Below are 21032 nucleotides of genomic sequence, written 5' to 3'. Positions count from 1 at the left end.
CCCCCAAAATGCCCAGCGCCGCTCCGGCCACGGCAATGAGCCTAGCCGATCAATCTTGTCCTCACCTCGGCGGAAGGGATTTCACAATTGTCCTTCTTGCCGAACAGGGCGTAGCGGTTCTTTGCGATGCGGTCGTAGAGCCAGTCGCGAAGCGGGCGCGGCAACAGCAGCAGGATCTGCGCCGCCCGCCACGGCCAGCCGAGTTCGGCCATGACGGCAACGAAACTGTCCAGGCGGGTGAAAGCGGCGCCATCGACGATGACGAGATTGGTCTCGTAGCGATCCGTCCGCAGCCCGTATTTCTTGAACAGCATCTCGCCGAAGGGCGACTGCGCCGTTACGAAATGGAAGCGGCCCTTGCGGTCGAGCTTCACCACCATGCGCACAAAGCCCGAGCACAATACGCAAATACCGTCGAACACGATCAACGGGCGACTCGATTCGAATTCTGGCGGCTCAGGAGAATGGTTCGGCTTGACGATCACGTGGCGCCCGGCAGCTGGTGTCAGGCGACACTAAGCCTGCCGGCGGCTGGATCAAAGCCCGGAATGTTAGAAGCTTGGCGGTGTCGCACGCCGTCTGTCGGTCAGCGCAGGGCGCTCGGCGCGATAGGTCGTTGACCGATTGTCGGCGTCGGGCCGGCAGATACGGCTGTCGTGACGGCTCTCCATGCTCATCATCAGTGCACGCTGATCCCAAGCGTGTTGCCACGGCGCGCGCAGGCGGGGCCTGGGCCGCGCATGTAATAGCGCTCGGGTCGATAGGTCGGCGCGACGAATTCGCGGATGGCGGCGGCATAGCCGGCGATTTGATTCCAGAAGCTCATTTTACTCGGTCCCTGTCCCGTTTCGGATGTCCCTTCCGAATTGCGGGGATCATAGCGTCCAGGCGTGAATAGTCGGTGAACGCGATGTTAATCTCTGGTCGAAAATGCCTTTGTTCATGGCTGGAATGCGGCTGATTCGCGGTGTTTCCATGCAGTCCGTCGGCATTTCGTCCAGTGTGACTTTTGCATCACATATGTTTCGCCTGAATGTCGCAGAAGCGCGGTTTTGTTTCAGGTTCTTGCTGGACCGCGAAATTTCCGTGCACGTGGTCGAAAAACCAGGAACCGGCCCGTCAGCCGCACGTTGATTTCCCAGTGCCGGGACGAACCGGTTCCGCAAGCTGTGGTGCTCGGTTGAGCCGCAGCCAAAAATCTGAAAACCGCAAGAGCAATGGAAAGGCAAAGGCCATGGGCTTCTTTTCGAAGGATATCAAAACACTCGACGACCTCTTCGTGCACACGCTGCGCGACATTTACTACGCGGAAAAACAGATCGAGAAATCGCTGCCGAAGATGATCGACAAGGCGAGTGATCCGCAGCTGAAAGCCGGCTTTGAGAAACATCTCGCCCAGACCAAGGGTCATATCCAGCGTGTCGAGCAGGTGTTCGAACTGCACGGCGTGAAGGCCAAGCAGGTCGACTGCCCGGCCATCGACGGCATTCTCGAAGAGGCCGACGACGTCAGCGGCGACATCGCCGACAAGGAGGTCCTCGACGCTGCGCTGATCGCGTCCGCCCAGGCGGTCGAGCATTATGAGATGACCCGTTACGGCACCTTGATTGCCTGGGCCAAGCAACTGGGCCGCAGTGACTGCGCCAATGTGTTGGCCAACAATCTCAAGGAGGAGCAGGCAACCGACCGCAAGCTTACCGAGATGGCGGAAAGCAAGATCAACCTGCAAGCCGCCGAGTAGGGCAGCGATAGAGAATTGAGTTCAAGGCAAGGCTGGGCCGAAACCCCGGACTTGCCTTTTGCGCCGCCGGAACCGGAACGGGCTTTGCCCGTTCTCGGTTGAACATTGTCGCGCAGGGAGTTTGTCATGGCGCCGCGCCCCGCCTGGAGAGGGTATCTCAAGCTTTCGCTGGTCACTTGCGCCGTCGAACTGACCAATGTCGTCACCCAGGCCGAGAAAGTCTCGTTCCGCGTGCTCAACCGCAAGACCGGCAATACCGTCAAGCGCGTCTATGTCGATTCGGCAAGCGGCAAGCCGCTCGATGAAGGCGACGAGATCAAAGGCTACGAGATCGGCGACGGCGACTTCGTCCAAATCGAGGAGGAGGAGATCGAAGCCGTGCAGATCGAATCCTCGCATACGATGAGCCTCGATGGTTTCATCGAAAAATCCTCGATTCAGCAGATCTATCTCGATACCCCCTATTATTTGACGCCTGCGGACGAGGTCTCGGAAGAGGCCTTCGCAGTCATCCGCGAGGCCATGGCCGCCAAGAAGACGGCGGGGCTAGCCCGCATCGTGCTCTATCGCCGCGAACGTCCGGTGGTCATCGAGCCGTTGGGCAAGGGTCTGCTGCTGACGACCCTACGCTATGGCGATACGGTTCGCAGGCCCGAGATGGTGTTCGGCGACATCAAGCCGGTGAAGACCGACGCCGAGATGATCAGGCTGGCCGAACACATCGTCAATGAGAAACAGGCGAAGTTCGATCCTTCCGAATTCGAGGACAAATACGAAAACGCGCTGATCGAGCTGGTCCGCGCCAAGAAGGCCGGCAAGAAGGCACCGAAGACAAAGGCAGAACCACGGCCCTCCAACGTCGTCAATCTCTTCGATGCACTGAAGAAGAGCCTTTCGTCGGAAGCCGGTGCGCCGACAAAGACCGGACGCCCGGCAAAAGGCGCCAAGCCCAAAGCCGCTCGGCGCAAATCTGCTTAGGATCAGACCATGGCCAGCCTCGAGCAGTATCACGCCAAGCGCAATTTCAAGAAGACCGCCGAACCGGCCGGCAAGCTCTCGCGCGGCAAGAAAGCCGAGCCGGGTGGCATTTTCGTCATCCACAAGCATGCCGCCACCCGGCTCCACTACGACCTGCGCCTTGAGCATGGCGGTGTGCTGTGGAGCTGGGCGGTGACGCGAGGCCCGAGCCTCGACCCGCACGAAAAGCGGCTCGCCGTCCACGTCGAGGACCACCCGATCGACTATGCGCCGTTTGAAGGCACTATCCCCAAGGGCCAATATGGCGGCGGCTCGGTCATCGTCTGGGACGAGGGAACTTGGGTCCCCGATGGCGACCCGGCAAAGGCAATGAAGAAAGGCCACATCAACTTCGAATTGCACGGCCACAAATTGCATGGCGCCTGGCATCTGGTGCGGCTGAAGCCGCGTCCGGGCGAAAAGCGTGACAACTGGTTGCTGATCAAATCCGACGATGCCGCCGCGCGTCCGGGCGAGGACATTTTGCAGGAGGCGCCGCAATCGGTGAAATCCGGCCTGACCATCGAGGAGGTCGGCGAAGGCAAGACCGCCGACGGCAAGAAGCCAAGGGTCTGGCAGTCCGACAGGCCGGCTACCGGCAAGAAGGCAGTCGCGGCAAGGCGGCTCGAATTCATCGAACCGGCGCTCGCAACGCTGGAGCGGGACGCTCCGCCCGGCAAGGACTGGCTGCATGAGGTGAAGTTCGACGGCTATCGCATGCAGGCGCAGCTTGCCGGCACCGAGGTGCGGCTTTTGACACGCACCGGCCTCGACTGGACCGACAAATTCGGTGGCGCAATTGTCGCGGCACTTGGCGGCCTGAAATGCACCGATGCGATCATCGACGGCGAAATCGTCGTGCTGGCGGATAACGGTGTCTCGTCATTCTCGCTGCTGCAGCAAGATCTGTCGGCGGGCCGTACGGACCGTTTCATCTACTATGTCTTCGACCTGTTGCGTCTCAACGGTGAGGATATCCGTTCCGAGCCGCTGGTCGAGCGCAAGGAAAGGCTGCGCACCTTGCTCGCCGGACAGGCCGAGGATCAGGCCGTGCGCTTCAGCGACCACTTTGCCGAGCCCGGCAAGATCATGCTGGAGCACGCTTGCCGCCTGGGCCTCGAAGGCGTCGTCTCCAAGCGCGCCGATGCGCCCTACCGCAGCGGCCGTGTTCCCTCGTGGGTGAAGTCGAAATGCACGGCACGCCAGGAATTCGTCATCGGCGGCTACATGCCGTCGGACAAGACCGGGCGCGGCCTGCGCTCGCTGCTGGTCGGCTATCACGAGGGCGGCAAGCTGCGCTATGCCGGCCGCGTCGGCACCGGCTTCACGGCCAAAAGCACCAACGAACTGAAGAAGAGGCTTGATGCGCTGAAGACGACAACCTCGCCCTTCGACAGGGCGGTGCCAAGGGGCAAGGGGCTGGTCTGGGTCAAGCCCGAACTTGTCGGCGAAGTGGAGTTTCGCAGTTGGACGTCGGACCGTATAATACGCCACGCCTCGTTCCAGGGATTGCGCGAGGACAAGCCGGCGGAGGAAGTCGTGCAGGAGAAACCGAAAGCACGCTCAGCCGCGGCAGAGCCGAAGCCAAAGCCCGCCAAACCCGCAGGCGCGGCGAAAACCTCGGTTACACTGTCCCGCCCCGACAAGCTTCTGTGGCCCGAGGAGAACGTCTCGAAGCAGCATCTGGTCGATCACTACGCGCTGGTCTGGCCGCGCATGAAGCAATTCGTCATCAACCGGCCGCTCAGCCTCGTGCGGGCGCCGGACGGGGTCGGCGGCCAACGGTTCTTCCAAAAACATGCCTCGGCCGGCATGCACGACAAGATCGCCGTGATGAAGGATCCCACCGACGGCGAGGAGATATTGTTCATCCGCGATTTCGACGGTGTCGTGGCCCTGGTGCAGCTCGGCGTCGTCGAGATCCACATCTGGGGCTCGACCACGGACGAGCTGGAAAAACCCGACCAGATCATCTTCGATCTCGATCCCGACGAGGGTGTCGACGTGAAGGCGGTGCGTGCCGCGGCGCTCGATATCCGCAGCCGGCTCGACGAACTGTCCCTGCCTAATTTCGTCAAGACCTCGGGCGGCAAGGGCTATCATGTCCTCGTGCCGCTGAAGCCGTCGGCGGACTGGGACGAGGTCAAAGGCTTCGCCCATGAGTTCGCCCGAGCGCTCGAACAGGGCGCACCCGACCGCTACACGGCGACGCTGTCGAAGAAGGCGCGCACGGGCAAGATTTTCGTCGATTATCTACGCAATGGCCGCGGCGCCACCACGGTTGCGCCTTATTCGTCGCGCGCCAAGAAAGGCGCCACGGTTTCGATGCCGGTGACGTGGGCGGAAATCGAGGCTGGATTGCCGCCGAACGCCTTTCCGATCGGCGACAAGACGACGCTGAAGCGGCTCGGGCAAGCCGATCCCTGGGCTGATTTTTTCAGGCAGGCCAAGCCGCTCAAGCGCGGCTAATGCATGTCGCGCAAAAGTGTGCAGCGGTTTTGCGATAACGACATGCATCAAAACAAGAACCTAAAGCGCATCGCATGAGGCCGGTCGAACGCGACGCGCTTTAGAGCAATTCCAGGAAAAGTGTGAAACGGTTTTCCGTCCGGAATTGCGCCAAAACAAAAAAGCTAGAGCGGTTCGGCGTTTCCTTGAAACGACGAACGCGTTCTAGCGCATCGAAGGGCGCCGTCAGGCGAGAAACGTCTTCTCGAAGGCCTGCTTGCCTACCGGTGAAAAGATCACAGCACGGCTGTCCTTCTCGCGCCGCGCCCATTTCTCGGCGAGGATCTTGTCTAGAATGGCGGCGCCCAGCGTGCCGGCAAGGTGCGAACGCCGCACGCTCCAGTCGAGGCAGGCCCGGCACACCGGTCGCCGCGCTTTGGTATGGACGTCGATGCCGATCGCGGCGAAATGCGAGTCGGCCGACGGCCCAAGCTGAATCTCCTCGTCGTCGCGCAGGAGCACTTGTCGAGCGACAAGACGGTCCAGCATCGCCACCGCCTGCTCGCCGGCGAGGTGGTCGTAGCAGACCCGCGCCACGCGCATGGCTGCGTCGCGAGGGCCGGGTCGCACCCTCTGTGGCCCGACAGCAGCAGCGACGCCGGTGATCGCCTCGATCATTCCAGCCACCTGCGGGCCGGCGAGGCCGTAATAGCGGTGCCGTCCCTGGCTCGCCAGCGTCAGCAGCCCGCCTTCCATCAGCTTCGACAGATGCGAGCTCGCTGTCGGCAGCGACACGCCGGCTTCGAGTGCCAATTCGCTCGCCGTCAGTGCCGTGCCGCCCATCAGTGCGGACAGCATGTTTGCCCGCGCCGGATCGCCCACCAGGCTGGCAATGCGGGCTATGTCAGGTCCTTCGCGCATAGTTCGTTCCTCATCGAAGCATCCTCGTCAGATAAGCATTAATCTCGATGCAAATCAAGGAGACGACGATGCCTGCAAGGACCATTCTCAGCGCCGTGCCTGCTCGCCGGCCGTTCCCGTTCTTTGTCTTGCGCCGCTTGCGGCTGCGGCTCCTGAAGCGGTGGTACGACCGCTATTCGCAGCGTCTCGACCTCGCCGAGATCGACGATCATCTGCTGCGTGACCTTGGTCTGACACTCGAAGACGTCCACCGCGAATGCGCGAAATCGTTCTGGCAGGCATGATCAGCGAGGGATTTGCCTAGCATATCGATCTTCGGAACGTTTCGACCTGGCTCGAACTGTGACCGCAAGAAAACATCTACCGCCAAGGAGGCGAAAAATGACCATCACCTGCTTCATCCGCTACGAGATCGATCCGTTCGGCAAGGCTGCGTTCGAGGAATATGCCCGCAATTGGGGGCAGGCGATCCCGCGCTGCGGCGCCGATCTGATCGGCTATTTCGCGCCGCACGAAGGCTCGGCCACCACAGCTTATGCCGCCTACAACATCGACAGTCTTGCGGCCTACGAAGCCTACCGCGCCCGGCTCGCCGCCGATCCCGCCGGCAAGGCGAATTACGAGTTCGCCCGGCGGGAAAAATTCATCCTGAAGGAGGACCGCATCTTCCTCAAGCTAGCCTCTGGGCCGCATGCTCCTTTGGTGAAGCCATGATCGCCGTCATCTTCGAGGTTGAGCCGGCGGCGGGCATGCGCGATGCCTATCTCAGCATCGCCGCCGACCTGCGGCCGCTGCTCGACGGCATCGACGGTTTCCTGTCGATCGAGCGCTTCCAGAGCCTTGCCGATCCGAACCGCATCCTGTCGCTGTCCTTCTGGCGCGACGAGGACGCGGTGAAGGCCTGGCGCAACACGCAGGAACATCGGCAGGCGCAGAAGGCCGGGCGCGGCGGTATCTTTGCGGACTATCGTTTGCGCATCGCCCATGTCGTGCGCGATTACGGCCTGACCGAACGCGCCGAGGCGCCAGCAGATAGCCGGGTAGTGATCGGATAGGGACTGCTATGCATTCCCGATCAGCACCCCTGCCGCAAACACCAGTGCGCCACCCAGCACCACCTGGAAGGCGGCGCGCCAGAACGGCGTCTGCATATAGCGGTTCTGCACGAAGGCGATCGCCCACAGCTCGAAGAAAACCACCACGGCGGCGACAATGGTCGCCGTCCAGAAAAGCGGGATGAGATAGGGCAGCGCATGGCCGAGCCCGCCCAGCGTCGTCATGACGCCGACGGTCAGCCCGCGTTTTGCCGGCGAGCCGCGGCCAGATAATTTGCCGTCGTCGGAAGCCACCTCGGTGAAACCCATCGAGATGCCAGCGCCAATCGAGGCGGCAAGCCCGACCAGAAAGGTCTGGAACGTATCATGCGTGGCAAAGGCGGCGGCAAAGATCGGCGCCAGCGTCGACACCGACCCATCCATCAGCCCGGCCAGCCCCGGTTGCACATAGGTCAGGATGAACTGGCGCTGCTCGGCTGCCGCCTCTTCGTCCTTGACCGCGCCCGGCACATGCTTTTGCTCCAGCCGCTGCGCCAGTGTCTCGTGGCCCTGTTCTGCGATCGCCAGGTCGTCGAGCAGCTTTCGCGTCGACGCATCGCCTGTGCGTTTGGCCGCCTCGATATAGAACAGGTAGGCCTGCCGCTCCATGGCCTCGGCTTGGCTGCGCACATGATCGACGCCGAGCGGCCTCACCAGCCAGTCCGGCTTGCGCTCGTAATAGCCCTTCACATGTTCGCGCCGGATCAGCGGTATGCGCTCGCCGAAACGCTTGCGGTAAAGCTCGATCAGCGAATCGCGATGGCCGTCCTCCTCCTCCGCCATCTCCTCGAACACCTTGGCCGATTGCGGAAAGCTCTCCGCCAGCCCGTCGGCATAGGCGCGATAGATGCGCCCGTCATCCTCCTCGGACGAGATGGCGAGCGCCAGGATCTCCTGTTCCGAGAGGGATTCAAAGGGACGGCGGCCGATGCCGAAAACGCGGGAAAGCATGAGAAATTCACCCTAGTTTAGAATAGTTCTAAACTATGACCTCGCACGTCGCCGGTCAATCGTGTGCGCTCCACTCATGCTCAAAAGGTACGGGCTTCAAAATCCCGAACAGGTTGCCGTTTGCTATCGGCAAACGTTCACTTATATAACCGAATCTCAACCAAGAGAAAGGAACCCGCAGATGCCGGAAAAACAGCAGCCGTTTGATCCCAAACCGGTTCTCGACCTGATCGCTAATATTGAGGCGGATCTGCAGCGCCTGAAAGGACTGGTCGAGCAGCAGGTCGAAAAATTCGATCCCGCCAATCCGCACAACAAGGCTCCGGACGGCAAGTTGACCGAGGAGGGCGTCGAGTGCTGCTACCGGCTGTTCGACGAGGGCAAGTCGCGCTATTCGGTCGCCCAGCAGATGAAGATCTCCTTCGCCGCCGCCACCCACCGCTTCAACACCTGGCGCAAGATGGGCGGCCCCAAACGGCAAAAGACGCTGTTGGGGTGAGGAGCGGCCGGCCAAGCCGGTCAATCGGCAACGATTTGTCGATTGAAGCGACGAATGCATGGCGGAGGGTCGAGGACGCGGCAGATGACAGGCACGCCCTACCCCCTGCCTCCAGGACGAATTGTAACGGTCACATTTTTTCATTGGTGCGCGGCCTTCCTTTCCGTGCACCATAGGCGGTCTCATCTCTTGCAGGACCCAGCCATGACCACCCCTCCCGGCATCGCCGATATTCACAGCGCAGCAGTGCGATTGTCCGGGCTGATCGTCGAAACGCCGCTGATCGAATCGCCGGAGTTGAACAAGCGCTTCGGCGCCAGGATCCTGTTCAAGCCGGAGACGTTGCAGCGCACCGGCTCGTTCAAGTTCCGCGGTGCTTACAACAAGCTCTCCTCGCTCTCGGCGGAAGAACGCGCCCGCGGCGTCGTCGCCTTCTCGTCGGGTAATCACGCGCAAGGCGTCGCCGCCGCCGCGGCAATGTTCGGCGTCAAGGCCGTCATCGCCATGCCCACCGATGCGCCGGCGATGAAGGTCGGCAATGTCAGGAAGATGGGCGCAGAAGTGATCACCTTCGACCGGGTCCGCGACGATCGCACTGCCGTCGTCCGTTTTTACGTGGAAAAGGGCATGGTCCTGGTGCCGCCCTACGACCATCCGGCCATCATCGCCGGCCAAGGCACGATCGGCCTCGAATTGATGCGCCAAGCAAGCGCGCTTGGCGTCAGCCTCGATGCGGTAGTGGTTCCCTGTGGCGGCGGCGGGTTGAGCAGCGGCATTTCGATCGCGGTCAAGGACGCCTCGCCGGGCACCGCCGTCTGGGCCGTGGAACCCGAGCATTTCGACGACACACGCCGCTCGCTGATCAAAGGCGCCAGGGTGTCGAACGCGCCCGGCCACACCTCGATCTGCGATGCCCTTCTCGTCGCCGAGCCTGGCGCGATCACTTTCGAGATCAACCGCAAGAATCTCGCCGGCGCCATCGCCGTTTCCGACAAGGCGGTGGCACAGGCGATGCGCGATGCGATGGCTTGCCTGAAGCTGGTGGTCGAACCTGGCGGTTGCGTCGGCTTGGCCGCGCTGTCGTCAGGCGAGATCGACCTTGCCGGGAAATCCATTGCCGTGGTGCTCTCCGGCGGCAATGTCGATCTTAGCACCTATGCCGAGATCATTGCTGCGAGCTAAGATAGCAACCAATTCCAGGTCATGTGCCGGTTCGAGGTGCTTGAGCGTCCGTTGCGCCCGGTCGAACCGGTATCCTCCAAAGACTGAGATCGATGAAACTGTTCTTCAGCCGCAATCCCAATCCTCGCCTCGCGGTCGCGGTGGCACGGTATCTCAAAGCCAAGGTAGAGTTCGAATTCGCCTCTCCCTTCGCTCCGGGGCAGGCCAAGCGCTTTCGGCCGCTCAATCCAAATCTTTCATTGCCCATCCTTGTAGGCCTGGGAAAAAGCCTCTGGGAGGCCGACGCCATAGCCTGCCGGCTTTCACGCGACACGCATTCGCATTTCTGGCGCGCTGGCGACGACGAGCCCGAGATGATCAGATGGCTGAGTTGGGGGAAAGAGAACTTCGCAAGAGCCTGCGATGTCGTGCATTTCGAGCGCGGGACCAAACAGCGCTATGGGCTCGGCCCGATCGATCAGGCGCGGGTTGAGGAGGGCCTGAGGGACTTCAGTACCGCCGCTGTAATACTTGATGCCGAGCTTTCCCAGCGAGAATGGCTGGTCGGAAATTCGGTCTCCTACGCCGACTTTCGAATGGCGACGTTTCTGCCCTTCAACGACGTCGCCCGATTGCCTCTCGATGATTATCCTTCTGTCGGCCGCTGGTATCGGCAGCTTGAAGAAATCGACGCCTGGCGCGATCCATTCGAAGGGCTCAATGCACCTGAATTGACACCGGTCCCGGGCTAGGCCAAGGCCGTGTGAATCTCGATCATTTGACCCTAATCCAGCGTCCGGCGGAATCGCACCAGCGCAATGCCGGCGAACAGCGCCACGAACACCACCAGCCAGCCGATTTCCGTTGCCACCGCCGGCAGCTCGGCGCCCTTCAGCATCACTGCGCGGATGATGCGCAGGAAATGCGTCAGCGGCAGCACCTCGCCGAAGACCTGCGCCCAGTCCGGCATGCCGCGATAGGGGAACATGAAGCCGGACAGCATGATCGACGGCAGGAAGAAGAAGAAGGTGAGCTGCAGGGCCTGCATTTGCGTGCGGGCGATCGTCGAGATCGTGTAGCCGAGCAGCACCAGCGCCAAGACGAAGATCAGGACCGCCGTCAATAGCAGCGACATCGACCCGGTGAAGGGGATGGCAAACAGAAGCTTCGAGGCCGCCAGCACCACCAGCACCTGCACGGCGCCGACCGCCAGATAGGGCAGCACCTTGCCCAGCATGATCTCGAGCGGGCTGGACGGCATCGCCAGAAGGTTCTCCATTGTGCCGCGCTCGGTCTCGCGCGTCAGCGCGATCGAGGTCATCATCACCATCGTCATTTGCAGGATGACGCCCAGCAGGCCGGGCACGATGTTGTATTGCGAGACGGCTTCCGGATTATAGCGCCGGTGCACCACCACCTGGAGCTGGCCCCGGGCAGCTTCGGCCGCCGTCTCCTGCATGCCGCGTGCCCTGAGCAGCGCCTGGTTGGCAACTGTGCCGAGCGTCGAGATGGCGCCGCTGGCGACGGCCGGGTCGGTCGCATCCGCCTCGATCAGGATCTGCGGACTATCGCCGCGCTCGACCCGTCGGGCAAAATCGGCGGGAATGGTGACGACGAAGGCGACGTCGCCGCGCGCCATCAGGAATTCGGCTTCGGCGGCACTTTGCGCGACATGGTCGAAGCGGTAATAGCCGGTGGTCTGCAGCGCCGAAACCATGGCCCGCGTGTAAGGATCGCTGCTCATCACCACCAGCGCTGCCGGCAGGCTCTTCGGGTCGTTGTTGATGGCATAGCCGAACAGCACCAGCTGCATCAGCGGCACCCCCAGCATCATGGCGAAGGTGATGCGGTCGCGCCGCATCTGGATGAACTCCTTGATCAGCAGCGCGCCGAGCCTGGCAAAGGAAAAGACGCTGTTTATCCCATTTTTCATCCCATGTTGTCCTTCGAACCGGACATGAACTGGATGAACACATCCTCCAGGCTGGTCTCGCCAGGCGATACCGTGACGCCCTTGTGCTCTTTCTCGACATCGGCGAGCGCTGCCTGAAGCGCCTTCCTGTCGGAGCCGACGACATGCAGCGTCGCGCCGAACGGCGCCACTTGATCGACGCCGGGGCGGCCACTGAGTGCGGTCGCGACCTGGTCGAGGCGCGGCCCTTGCAGGACGAAGGTGGTCAGGCCAGCGTTCCTCACCACGTCCTCGACCGTGCCGGTAGCCAGCATCTTGCCATAGGAGATGTAGCTGATGCGATGGCAGCGCTCGGCCTCGTCCATGTAATGGGTGGAGACCAGCACGGTCAGCCCGCCGCTCGCCAGCCGGTGGATCTCGTCCCAGAATTCGCGCCTGGCCTTCGGATCGACGCCAGCCGTCGGTTCGTCGAGCAGCAGCAGTTTCGGCTTGTGCATGATGCAGGCGGCCAGCGCCAGCCGCTGCTTCCAGCCGCCGGACAAGGTGCCGGCCAGCTGGTTCCTGCGCGATGTCAGGCCGAGCTCCTCAAGCGTCTTAGCCACATGCTCGTCGAGCGGCTTCAGCCGGTAGAGCCGCGCCACGAATTCGAGATTCTCGCCGATCGTCAGGTCTTCGTAGAACGAGAATCTCTGCGTCATGTAGCCGACTTCGCGCTTGATCCGCAGGCTGTCGGTGCGGATGTCGAAGCCCAGGACCGTGCCTTCACCCTCATCCGGCGTCAGCAAGCCGCACATGATGCGGATGGTCGTCGTCTTGCCTGAGCCGTTCGGCCCGAGGAAGCCGACGATCTCGCCCTCGGCCACCGTCATCGTCACATGGTCGACAACGGTCTTGTCGCCGAAGCGTTTGACCAGGCCGTGCACGTCGATGACGTTCATTTTCCGATGTCCGCCAGATCGACGTCGACGATCTGCCCGGGCTGCAATGCGCTGGCGTCGCCCTCCGGCCGCGCTTCGACCAGATAGACCAGCTTTTGCCGGGTCTCGAGCGAGTAGATCACCGGCGGCGTGAATTCCGGATCCGGCGACACATAGCTGACGCGAGCCTTCACGCCCGATCCGCAACCGTCGCAATGGACGTTGAGTAGCGTGCCGACCTCGACCGACGAGAACGCGCTTTCCGGCACATAGACGCTAAGCTTCACCGCGCCGTCCGGCAGCATGGAGATGACCGGCGCGGTCGGACCGGCCGTGTCGCCTGGATAGCGGATGACATCGTTGACCCGGCCGGGCGAGGGCGCCGTCAGCACACGCTTCGACAGCCGCCATTGCGCTTGCTCCAGGGCCGATTGCGCCTGCCTGACCTGATTGTCGGCGGCCTTGATCGTCTCCGGCCGTGCCGGCAGGCCGCCGACGGCGAGATTGGCCTCCGCCTGACCGACCTGTGCGTTGGCCGTCTCCAGCGTCGCGGAAGCCGTATCATAGTCGGCCTGTGTGCCGGTGCCGCGTTTGAACAGATCGCTGGCGCGGATGTATCGGCGTTTGGCATCGGCGGCTTGCGCCTTGGCCATGTCGACCTGCGCCTTGAGCACCGCGATCTCTTCCGGCCGTTTGCCGACCTGCAGGTCGGCAAGTTGCGCCTGGGCCTGCGCAAGGGCCGCCTCGGCTTGTGCGATGGCGATCTTGGCGTCGGCGTTTTCCAGCGTCACCACCGGCGTGCCGGGCGCGACGCGGTCGCCGCGCTTGACCGCAATCGTCTCGACCTGCGCCACCTCGATCGGCGCCAGCAGCACATAATCGCCCTCGACGTAGCCGACGGCGAGCGGTGCTGCCGGCGCGCAGGCGCTGAAAAGCTGGGCGGCAAGCGGCAAAGAACAGAGCAGGCTCATGATCCACGATCCTTCCGTACAACCAAATCGCGCCGAGCTAAAATCGCGCTGAGATTGTCGGTTACTGTCGCCGCGATCTTGCCGGCCTCGTCATCGCCGATCTCGCGCCAGCCCATCCGGCGCATAACCGCCTCGCGACCGATGCGGAAGTAGACGACCTGGCCGATCAGCGTGAATACGGTGAGTTTTGTGCGCTCGCTCTCGGCCGGCTCGCCCGTCGCCTGTTCCCAGATCAGGCAGAGCCGGTGATGCGCCGGTTCGAACACGCCATCATAGATACGGTCGAGCGCGGCGGTTGGATGCGACAGCTCACGCAGGACGAACTGCACAATCTCGCCGGCTTCCGGCCTTGCCGCGATGAAGGCGACCATCCGCTCCAGCGCGACGGCTAAATGTGCCCGCGCGGCCTCGGTATCCGCCAATGCCGCGGGCGGCGCCTGCAGATTGCCGATCGCCTGGCCGGCAACGGTCTGGATGGTGTCGACGATGTAGTCGGCCGCCGCGTTGCGGAGCCCTTCCTTGCCGCCGAAATGATAGGCGATCGAGCCGATATTGGCCTTGGCCTCAGCCGCGATCTGGCGCGTCGACGTGCCGTCGAAACCCTGGCGTCCGAACAGCTTCAGCGCCGCGCGCACGAGTGCCGTCCGCGTCATATCTGCGGCGGTCTTGGGCGCCTCATGAGGAAGGCCGCTGGCGTTGGGCGATTTGATCATGGCCGGCAATTTAATCAATCGAATGATTAAAGTCAAGTGCGGTCAAGCGGCTTGCCAACTCTGGCCGTGCGCGCTTTAGTGCCTGACCATGGGCAAGGAAATCGAGCGTAAATTCCTGGTCTCAGGTGAGGAATGGCGGGCAATCGTCGAGGCGGACATTCATATCCGTCAATTCTATCTTGTCGCCGAACCCAGCCGTACGGTGCGTGTGCGCATCAGCAATGATGCCGCCGCCAAGCTGACGCTCAAGTTCGGCAGCCAGGCACGCGAGCGCGATGAATTCGAATATCCGGTGCCTTTGGCGGAGGCGCAGGAGATGCAAGCCTTTGCCATCGGACGTGTCATCGAGAAGACACGCCACCATGTTAGACACCGCGGCTATCTCTACGAAGTCGATGTCTTCGGCGGGACGCTTGCGGGGTTGGTGATCGCCGAGCTCGAGACGCCGGAGGATGTACCGGACGAAATGCTGCCAGATTGGCTCGGCCGTGAAGTCACCGGCGAGCCGAGATATTACAACGCGTCGCTCGCCCTTGGGGGGATTCCGGAGATCGTCGCATGAGCTTTCGTATCGATCCGCGCACGTCGCTGACCGGCGAGGTCAGGCGCATCCTCGCCGATGAGATCGGCAAGGCGATCGACCATCTGAACGCGGCGCGTGACAGGCCCGAACAGGGGCTGCACAAATGCCGCAAACGGCTGAAGAACGTCCGCGCGTTGCTGCGCCTTGTCCGTTCCGGAGACGAAACATTCTGCGTGACCGAGAATCAGTGCTACCGCCAGGTGGCGGCCCTGCTTGCTGGTCCGCGCGAGGCGACCGCGCTGGTCGAAACAATTGACCGGCTGGCGGCAAGCTTTCCCGAGCAAATTGCCGGCGGTGGCCTCGATGCCGTGCGTGACAGGCTCGTCGCGCGCCAGCATGAACTGCATGGCGGAGCAGGCCTCGATGCCGCGATAGGCGCGGCGATCGCCGCATGCGAGGAAGGTGTCGCAAGGATCGACAAGCTCGCTCTGCCCGACCAGCCGGAGCAGGCTGCCGACGTGCTCGCCGAAGGCGCGCGCACCACTTTGCGCCGCGCCAGGAAAGCGCTGGACAAGGCGGCTTCGCGCGGCGAAGCCGATGACTTTCACGATCTGCGCAAGGCGGCCAAGACGCATGGCATGCACCTGTCGCTGCTCGGCCGGCTGTGGCCGACGCCGATCAAAGCCCGGCGCAAGGCCGTCGACGAATTGGGCGAGCGGCTCGGCGAACTGCACGATGTGTTCGTCATGCGCGCGCTTCTCGATGCCGAGGACCAGCCGCTTGGCCCCCCTGAGGAGACGCGGTTGCTTGCCAAGCTGCTGAAGCGCTCGGAAAAGAGCCTGAAAAAGACCTGCCTCGCCGAGGCGGCCGGGCTTTTCGGCGACAGTCCGAAGCGCTCGACGAGGAAGCTTGCCCGCAAGGTGCGCGACGATCTCACAGCGGTACCGCAGCACGAAGACGCCGGCGCGCCTGGCGTGGGCTGATCATGGTCTAATTTGCCGCCCTGTGGTAATCGCCGTCTGGCATGACCGAGCCCGGCGACACGCTTCTGGACCGACTTGGCCGCTGGCTTGCCGGCCGGCTGCAGGAGGAATCGTCCGGCTACGAGCCTTACACGCCGTCGGACGCCGAAACGCTGCGCCGCACGCTCGAGCCCGGCGACATCCTGCTCATCGAAGGCAACCAGAAGATCTCGGCGGCGATCAAATACCTCACCCAGTCGACCTGGTCGCATGCCGCCTTCTATGTCGGCGATGCATTACCTGAGCCGGAGGACGGATCGGAACGGCGGCGCCTGATCGAGGTCACGCTCGGCGATGGCTGCATCGCCGTGCCGTTGTCGCGCTACCGCAGCTACAACACTCGCATCTGCCGGGCGAGCGGCCTGGCTCCCGAAGATCGCGAAGCGGTCGTCGCCTTCATGATCGGCAGGCTCGGTCTCAGATACGATCTCAAGAACATATTCGACATGCTGCGCTACTTCTTGCCGACGCCGCCGGTACCGGTACGTTGGCGCCGCCGCATGCTGGCTTTCGGTTCCGGCGACCCGACGCGCGCCATCTGCTCGTCGCTGATCGCGGAGGCTTACGGCCAGATCCGCTACCCGATCCTACCCGAGATTACCCGGGCGCCCGGCCGTGCTTCGGCCCAATCGAGCTATTCGCGCAAGGAAATCCTGCACATCCGCCACCACTCGCTCTACACGCCGCGCGACTTCGACCTGTCGCCCTATTTCCGCATCGTCAAGCCGACGCTGGAATACGGCTTCGACTACCGGCAGATGGTCTGGGATGACAAGGTGGCGGCGAACAAGACCGCCGAATAGCCGCTCGATCTTGTGTTTGGGCAAGGGACGCTCTGAGAACCGGTTTCCGGCCGATACTCAGGGGTAAGAAGCTCAGTCAGACTGGCTGCCGCCAAGAGTCCGAACTCGGTCGTTCAGTGATTGTGTTTTGACCTAGGCCGGCAGACGCCGTCCGTTTGCGGCGGCCGCAACTCGATCGTCCGTCTGCGCGCCTGCGTCGCGCGGATGTGGCCCGATTGGCATGATCACCGGGAACGGCGTTGCGCCGAACGCAAACGTCCATTTGTAGCCGACCAGTCCGTCTTCGGGCGTCGTGTGCTGGTCGTGATGAGCAAGCAATTTGGCGCGCTCCGCCAATTCCTCCGCCTCGCGCCTGACCATTTCCGCCGTTTCCGGCCGCATTCGCCTGGAGAAGCTGACGAATGTCGCCTCGCGCTCAAAATGGGTGATGGCCCAGCCGACGAAATTCTTGTTGGTCATCTCGAACAGCGGCCGCAATGGCCCGTCGAAATTCCACTGGATCGGCGCCTCGACCAGCAGCCTTGCCGACAGGCCGCGACCGAGCGCGATCAGGCCGAGTTCCTCGAGGTCGCGCAGATAGAGGAACATCGAAGCCTCGCTCAGTCCTTGTGAGCGCATGATGCCTTCGGGCGTAAATTTCTCGGAAAGCATGACGAAGACGAACAGCAGTGCCGGCCGCCCGGCGAGCTTGCGCTCGATCTCCGGCGCGATCTGGTTGGCGGGTCCTGGTCCTCTGTTCATAGAGCCGAGCACGTTCTCCAACTCCACGCCGGCGGCAGTGCAGATCTCCATCAGCCGGTCGAGCTTGCAGTTGCGCTCATGAAAGATGCGTTTCACCGTCGGCTCGGAAACACCCATGCGCTCGGCAAGGACGCGGTAGGTGATGCCCTTTGCCTTAAGCGTCCGCTTCAGCGCTTCGAAGATCAGGCCGTTCATGGGATGCACCTCTTTTGCACGATTTGGTATCAGCCTTCGGTACTAGTCCAGATAGATCTTCCCGAAAAGTATCGAAATGCCTAGCTCTCCGCCAGTCCATTACAGGAGACTAGCCATGAAAAGCCTCTTCACACCGATACTTCTCGCCATCGTCGGCATCGCGACTGCGCCGGCAGTTCAGGCCGCTGAACTCTGGCGCGCCGGCGGCCTCGAGCAACCTGAATCGGCGCTGTTCGACGCCGCCGGCCAGCGCGTTATCGTCTCGAATATCGTCGGTAATCCCAGCGAAGCCGACGGCAACGGCTATCTGTCGATCCTGTCGATGGACGGCAAGCTACTCACGCAACACTGGACCGACGGCATGGACGCGCCCAAGGGCATGTCGATTGCCGGCGGCAAACTCTACGTCGCCGACCTCACCCATGTGCGCGTCGTCGATCTCGCTAGCGGCAAGCTAGCGTCGACGATCGACGTGCCGAACGCCGTCTTCCTCAACGACATGACCGCTGATGCATCCGGCAAGATCTACGTCACCGATATGCTTGCGGATACGATCTATCGCATCGACGGCGACCGGCCGGAACTGTTCGTCAAGGATGCTTCGCTCGCTTCGCCGAATGGCATCTTCGCCGATGGCGGTCGGCTGATCGTCGCTTCCTGGGGCAAGGGCATCAAGCCCGACTTCAGCACCGCGGAGCCGGGCGGCCTGCTCTCGGTCGATCTTGCTACCAAGGCCGTTTCGCCACTGCCCGGCGCGGAAAAGTTTGCCAACCTCGATGGCGTCGTTGCCATCGGCGGCAGCATCTACGCCACCGCGTATATGACCGGCACGCTCTACCGCTACAAAGCCGGCGGCACGCCGCAAGTGGTTGCGACGTTCAAGCCGGGCAGCGCCGACATCGGCACCGACGGCAGGTCGACAATCTTCGTGCCGCTGATGAATGACGGCGAAGTCGCAGCGTTGGGCCTCGACTAAGCCGGCAACTGCCAGCTCAGACGGCGGGCGCGGCTTTCTTCAGCTGCGCCCGCGCATCCGTGATCGAGGCGGCATAAGTCACCAGCGGCCGCTTGACGCCGTGGTTGATCAGCATGCGGCGTGTCTGCGGTGAAGCGCCTGATATAATGAAGCGAACGCCGGCGCGGCTCGCCTTGTGGGCCGCGCCCTCGATGACATTGGCCGCCGTCGAATCGAAGAACGGCACCGCCGAACAGTCGAGGATGAAGTTCTTGCGCTGGTCGGCGATGCGGTCCAGCACGGTGCCGACGGTCGAGGCGGCGCCGAAGAAAAAGGCGCCCGATATCCGGTAGACAACGGTGTCGGCATCGCTCGCCTCGCTGGAATCATAGGCGCTGGCGCGGTCGGCGACGTCTTCCTGCACCAAGGATTGATGGTCCGCCTCCACCGCGATGCTTTTGGCCATGCGGTCGATGAACAGGATCGAGCCCAGCGCAAAACCGACGACGATGCCTTCGGTCAGGTCGCGGAAGATGACGATCAGGAACGTCGCCATCAGCACCAGCGCATCGCCGCGCGAGGCGCGCAGCAACGTGGCGAAGGCCTGTTTCTCGAACATGTTCCAGCACACCACCGCCAGCACGCCGGCAAGTGCTGCAAGCGGGATATAGCTGGCCAGCGGTGCTGCCACCAGCATCAGGGCAAGCAGGATGGCCGAGTGCATCATGCCTGAAACCGGTCCATGCGCGCCGGCCCGCACATTGGTCGCGGTGCGGGCAATGGTTCCGGTAGTGCAGATGCCGCCGAACAGAGCGGAGGCGACATTGGCGAAGCCTTGCGCCACCAACTCGCAATTGGAGCGATGCCGCCTTCCGGTCATGCCGTCGGCGACGACGGCCGACAGCAGCGATTCGATCGCCCCGAGCAGCGCAAAGGCGATGGCGTCCGGCAGCACGTCGATTATCCTGTCGAGGCTAAGCGGCGGGAAGGCCGGCCATTGCAGGCTGCGCGGGATGCCGCCGAAACGCGTGCCGATCGTCTCGGCCGGCATGGCGAGCAATGCAACGACGAGGGATGCCAGTCCGATGGCAATCAGCATGGCCGGCCACTTCGGCCGAAACCGCTTCAACATCGCAATGGTGATGATGGTCAGTGCCGCCACCGCGGTTGCGGCGAGGTTGATCGTTCCGGCCGCCTCGCCGATGGCCATCAGCTTCGGCACCAGCGGCCCCGGTTCCTTGCCGGCGAGCTTCAGCCCGAACAGTTCGACGATCTGGCCGGAGAAGATGATGACGGCGATGCCGGCGGTGAAGCCGACGGTCACTGGATAGGGGATGAACTTGATGTAGGTGCCAAGCCTGAGATAGCCGATGGCAAGCAGGAACAGGCCGGCCATCATCGTCGCCAGCAGCAAGCCGTCGACGCCAACCCGCGCCACTGTCGCAGCCACCAGCACAATGAAGGCGCCGGCCGGGCCGCCGATCTGGAAACGGCTGCCGCCAAGCGCCGAGACCAGGAAGCCGCCGATGATCGAGGTGTAGAGCCCGCGTTCCGGCGTCACGCCTGAAGCAATGGCAATTGCCATCGACAGCGGCAGCGCTACGATGGCGACAGTCAGCCCGGCAATGGCATCGGCCTTGAAGTGCGCGAGCGTATAGCCCTCGCGCAGCACCGTCACCAGCTTCGGCGTGAACAGTTCGGAAAATGTCGGGCGTGCCGGTTGATGCGCTGCCCGCCGGGTCTGATCCATCGAGTGCCTTCCCCATGAAACCAAGGAGGCGGCGGGATCGTCGGCAGGACTGTCGGCGGTCGCCGTCGCGACTTGGAGCGGCGTGCGTCCAAATGGGCGCACAGATACGCTCCAACACTTTTGAACGGCGCATCGGACTATCCGAAAATCGAATTTGATTTTCGGCGATGCGGCAGTACCATCAGCCCTGCGGGTTCTGCGGCGTGACAGGCTTGAGGCGAACGCCCCTGCCGCCACGCTCGCTCGCCTGGTTCTCGCCGATCAGCTCGACCCCGGCCTCTTCAAGGGCCTGGATGACCTTCATCAGCGTATCGACCACGCCCCGGACCACGCCGTCGCTCGCTTCCATGCGCTGAATGGTTGGAAGCGAAACCCCGGCGCGCTCGGCGAGCGTCTTCTGATCGATGCCGGCCAGCGCCCTCGCGGCACGCATCTGCGCGGCAGTGATCATCGGCCAAAACCCCCGTCTGAATCTGCGGTATCACGTATAATACCTTCATTATGATGGTTCAAGCATCATCTTGCATATGTGAAACATGCAGCACTCTTTGCCAGCCGATGCGCTAGCATGCTACGGCATCGTTTGGCGGGACATCCATTGCGATCCCGATTTCACAGGCGACGACTCAAAAAGGATGAGCAGGTGAAGATATTCAAAGCGTTGGCGACCTCGACAGCCTTGCTGTCGATGGTTTTCC

24 protein-coding genes are annotated in these 21032 nt (G+C 62.7%); 13 read left to right on the top strand and 11 right to left on the bottom strand.

Annotated features, from left to right (window positions below):
• Positions 1-41: 41 nt before the first annotated feature.
• The gene (locus NKH23_RS02315; RefSeq protein WP_352912221.1) at positions 42-422 is read right to left on the bottom strand and encodes a thiol-disulfide oxidoreductase DCC family protein; all 381 of its coding nucleotides are present in this window, start codon (positions 420-422) and stop codon (positions 42-44) included.
• A 257-nt stretch (positions 423-679) separates the two neighbouring features.
• Positions 680-826: a hypothetical protein gene (locus NKH23_RS02310; protein ID WP_023718851.1), complete on the bottom strand. Its 147-nt coding sequence runs from the start codon at positions 824-826 to the stop codon at positions 680-682.
• Positions 827-1234: 408 nt separating this feature from the next.
• Here NKH23_RS02310 and NKH23_RS02305 point away from each other — a divergent pair, with 408 nt between their 5' ends.
• The 3 genes from NKH23_RS02305 (at position 1235) to ligD (ending at position 5227) form a co-directional block, all read left to right on the top strand.
• Positions 1235-1741 carry a YciE/YciF ferroxidase family protein gene (locus NKH23_RS02305; protein ID WP_352469066.1) on the top strand — a complete coding sequence of 169 codons (507 nt, stop codon included), beginning with the start codon at positions 1235-1237 and terminating at the stop codon, positions 1739-1741.
• A gap of 126 nt (positions 1742-1867) precedes the next feature.
• Positions 1868-2719, top strand: a complete 852-nt coding sequence (ku, locus tag NKH23_RS02300; protein ID WP_352716044.1) for a non-homologous end joining protein Ku — start codon at positions 1868-1870, stop codon at positions 2717-2719.
• 9 nt (positions 2720-2728) lie between these two features.
• Entirely contained in the window at positions 2729-5227 is a 2499-nt protein-coding gene (gene ligD, locus NKH23_RS02295; RefSeq protein WP_352977010.1) for a DNA ligase D, read from the top strand.
• Positions 5228-5452: 225 nt separating this feature from the next.
• Here ligD and NKH23_RS02290 read toward each other — a convergent pair whose 3' ends face one another.
• The gene (locus NKH23_RS02290; protein WP_353024793.1) at positions 5453-6127 is read right to left on the bottom strand and encodes an ArsR/SmtB family transcription factor; all 675 of its coding nucleotides are present in this window, start codon (positions 6125-6127) and stop codon (positions 5453-5455) included.
• Positions 6128-6195: 68 nt separating this feature from the next.
• Here NKH23_RS02290 and NKH23_RS02285 point away from each other — a divergent pair, with 68 nt between their 5' ends.
• The 3 genes from NKH23_RS02285 to NKH23_RS02275 all read left to right on the top strand — a co-directional run bounded on the left by NKH23_RS02285 (position 6196) and on the right by NKH23_RS02275 (position 7182).
• Positions 6196-6411, top strand: coding sequence for a DUF1127 domain-containing protein (locus NKH23_RS02285; protein ID WP_352977008.1), 216 nt, complete (start codon positions 6196-6198; stop codon positions 6409-6411).
• A gap of 97 nt (positions 6412-6508) precedes the next feature.
• The gene (locus NKH23_RS02280; RefSeq protein WP_023679000.1) at positions 6509-6841 is read left to right on the top strand and encodes an NIPSNAP family protein; all 333 of its coding nucleotides are present in this window, start codon (positions 6509-6511) and stop codon (positions 6839-6841) included.
• Complete coding sequence (locus tag NKH23_RS02275) at positions 6838-7182, top strand: antibiotic biosynthesis monooxygenase family protein (protein ID WP_352716056.1); 345 nt, start codon at positions 6838-6840, stop codon at positions 7180-7182. Before NKH23_RS02280 ends, NKH23_RS02275 begins: the two co-directional genes overlap by 4 nt.
• Before the next feature lie 6 nt (positions 7183-7188).
• Here NKH23_RS02275 and mbfA read toward each other — a convergent pair whose 3' ends face one another.
• Positions 7189-8172, bottom strand: a complete 984-nt coding sequence (mbfA, locus tag NKH23_RS02270) for an iron exporter MbfA (RefSeq protein WP_352468633.1) — start codon at positions 8170-8172, stop codon at positions 7189-7191.
• 181 nt (positions 8173-8353) lie between these two features.
• On the opposite strand from mbfA, the gene NKH23_RS02265 reads away from it, so the two are divergent.
• The 3 genes from NKH23_RS02265 to NKH23_RS02255 all read left to right on the top strand — a co-directional run bounded on the left by NKH23_RS02265 (position 8354) and on the right by NKH23_RS02255 (position 10584).
• A complete protein-coding gene (locus NKH23_RS02265; protein ID WP_023718860.1) occupies positions 8354-8671 on the top strand; it encodes a hypothetical protein in 318 nt (105 codons plus the stop codon).
• 204 nt (positions 8672-8875) lie between these two features.
• Positions 8876-9853: a threonine/serine dehydratase family protein gene (locus NKH23_RS02260; protein WP_353034188.1), complete on the top strand. Its 978-nt coding sequence runs from the start codon at positions 8876-8878 to the stop codon at positions 9851-9853.
• A 92-nt stretch (positions 9854-9945) separates the two neighbouring features.
• Positions 9946-10584 (top strand): glutathione S-transferase family protein, encoded by a 639-nt coding sequence (locus NKH23_RS02255; protein WP_352977006.1) that lies wholly within the window; start codon positions 9946-9948, stop codon positions 10582-10584.
• A gap of 32 nt (positions 10585-10616) precedes the next feature.
• Here NKH23_RS02255 and NKH23_RS02250 read toward each other — a convergent pair whose 3' ends face one another.
• From NKH23_RS02250 to NKH23_RS02235, 4 genes are read right to left on the bottom strand one after another with little or no spacing between them, the layout of a single operon-like run.
• Complete coding sequence (locus tag NKH23_RS02250; protein ID WP_292656995.1) at positions 10617-11753, bottom strand: ABC transporter permease; 1137 nt, start codon at positions 11751-11753, stop codon at positions 10617-10619.
• A gap of 8 nt (positions 11754-11761) precedes the next feature.
• Positions 11762-12682 (bottom strand): ABC transporter ATP-binding protein, encoded by a 921-nt coding sequence (locus NKH23_RS02245; RefSeq protein ID WP_352912169.1) that lies wholly within the window; start codon positions 12680-12682, stop codon positions 11762-11764.
• Positions 12679-13632 (bottom strand): HlyD family secretion protein, encoded by a 954-nt coding sequence (locus tag NKH23_RS02240; RefSeq protein ID WP_292656945.1) that lies wholly within the window; start codon positions 13630-13632, stop codon positions 12679-12681. Before NKH23_RS02240 ends, NKH23_RS02245 begins: the two co-directional genes overlap by 4 nt.
• Positions 13629-14345: a CerR family C-terminal domain-containing protein gene (locus tag NKH23_RS02235; protein ID WP_352716070.1), complete on the bottom strand. Its 717-nt coding sequence runs from the start codon at positions 14343-14345 to the stop codon at positions 13629-13631. The genes NKH23_RS02240 and NKH23_RS02235 overlap by 4 nt, the downstream gene beginning before the upstream one ends.
• 88 nt (positions 14346-14433) lie before the next feature.
• Here NKH23_RS02235 and NKH23_RS02230 point away from each other — a divergent pair, with 88 nt between their 5' ends.
• From NKH23_RS02230 to NKH23_RS02220, 3 genes are read left to right on the top strand one after another with little or no spacing between them, the layout of a single operon-like run.
• Positions 14434-14907: a CYTH domain-containing protein gene (locus tag NKH23_RS02230; RefSeq protein ID WP_352716072.1), complete on the top strand. Its 474-nt coding sequence runs from the start codon at positions 14434-14436 to the stop codon at positions 14905-14907.
• Positions 14904-15851: a CHAD domain-containing protein gene (locus NKH23_RS02225; RefSeq protein ID WP_352912166.1), complete on the top strand. Its 948-nt coding sequence runs from the start codon at positions 14904-14906 to the stop codon at positions 15849-15851. The genes NKH23_RS02230 and NKH23_RS02225 overlap by 4 nt, the downstream gene beginning before the upstream one ends.
• A 41-nt stretch (positions 15852-15892) precedes the next feature.
• Complete coding sequence (locus NKH23_RS02220) at positions 15893-16693, top strand: C40 family peptidase (protein WP_352912164.1); 801 nt, start codon at positions 15893-15895, stop codon at positions 16691-16693.
• A gap of 132 nt (positions 16694-16825) precedes the next feature.
• On the opposite strand, the gene NKH23_RS02215 is transcribed toward NKH23_RS02220, so the two are convergent.
• Entirely contained in the window at positions 16826-17629 is an 804-nt protein-coding gene (locus NKH23_RS02215) for a helix-turn-helix domain-containing protein (protein ID WP_352977005.1), read from the bottom strand.
• Positions 17630-17744: 115 nt separating this feature from the next.
• Here NKH23_RS02215 and NKH23_RS02210 point away from each other — a divergent pair, with 115 nt between their 5' ends.
• Positions 17745-18605 carry an SMP-30/gluconolactonase/LRE family protein gene (locus NKH23_RS02210; protein WP_352977004.1) on the top strand — a complete coding sequence of 287 codons (861 nt, stop codon included), beginning with the start codon at positions 17745-17747 and terminating at the stop codon, positions 18603-18605.
• Positions 18606-18621: 16 nt separating this feature from the next.
• Here NKH23_RS02210 and NKH23_RS02205 read toward each other — a convergent pair whose 3' ends face one another.
• Both NKH23_RS02205 and NKH23_RS02200 read right to left on the bottom strand, forming a co-directional pair.
• Positions 18622-20334, bottom strand: coding sequence for a SulP family inorganic anion transporter (locus NKH23_RS02205; RefSeq protein ID WP_352716082.1), 1713 nt, complete (start codon positions 20332-20334; stop codon positions 18622-18624).
• 181 nt (positions 20335-20515) lie between these two features.
• Positions 20516-20785 carry a helix-turn-helix domain-containing protein gene (locus tag NKH23_RS02200; RefSeq protein ID WP_292656925.1) on the bottom strand — a complete coding sequence of 90 codons (270 nt, stop codon included), beginning with the start codon at positions 20783-20785 and terminating at the stop codon, positions 20516-20518.
• Positions 20786-21032: the final 247 nt, after the last annotated feature.

The organism is Mesorhizobium sp. M1328, assembly GCF_040318075.1.
GTDB lineage: Bacteria > Pseudomonadota > Alphaproteobacteria > Rhizobiales > Rhizobiaceae > Mesorhizobium.
Note: the sequence above shows the minus strand (reverse complement) of the source record. Positions and strands in the feature narration are given on the sequence as shown.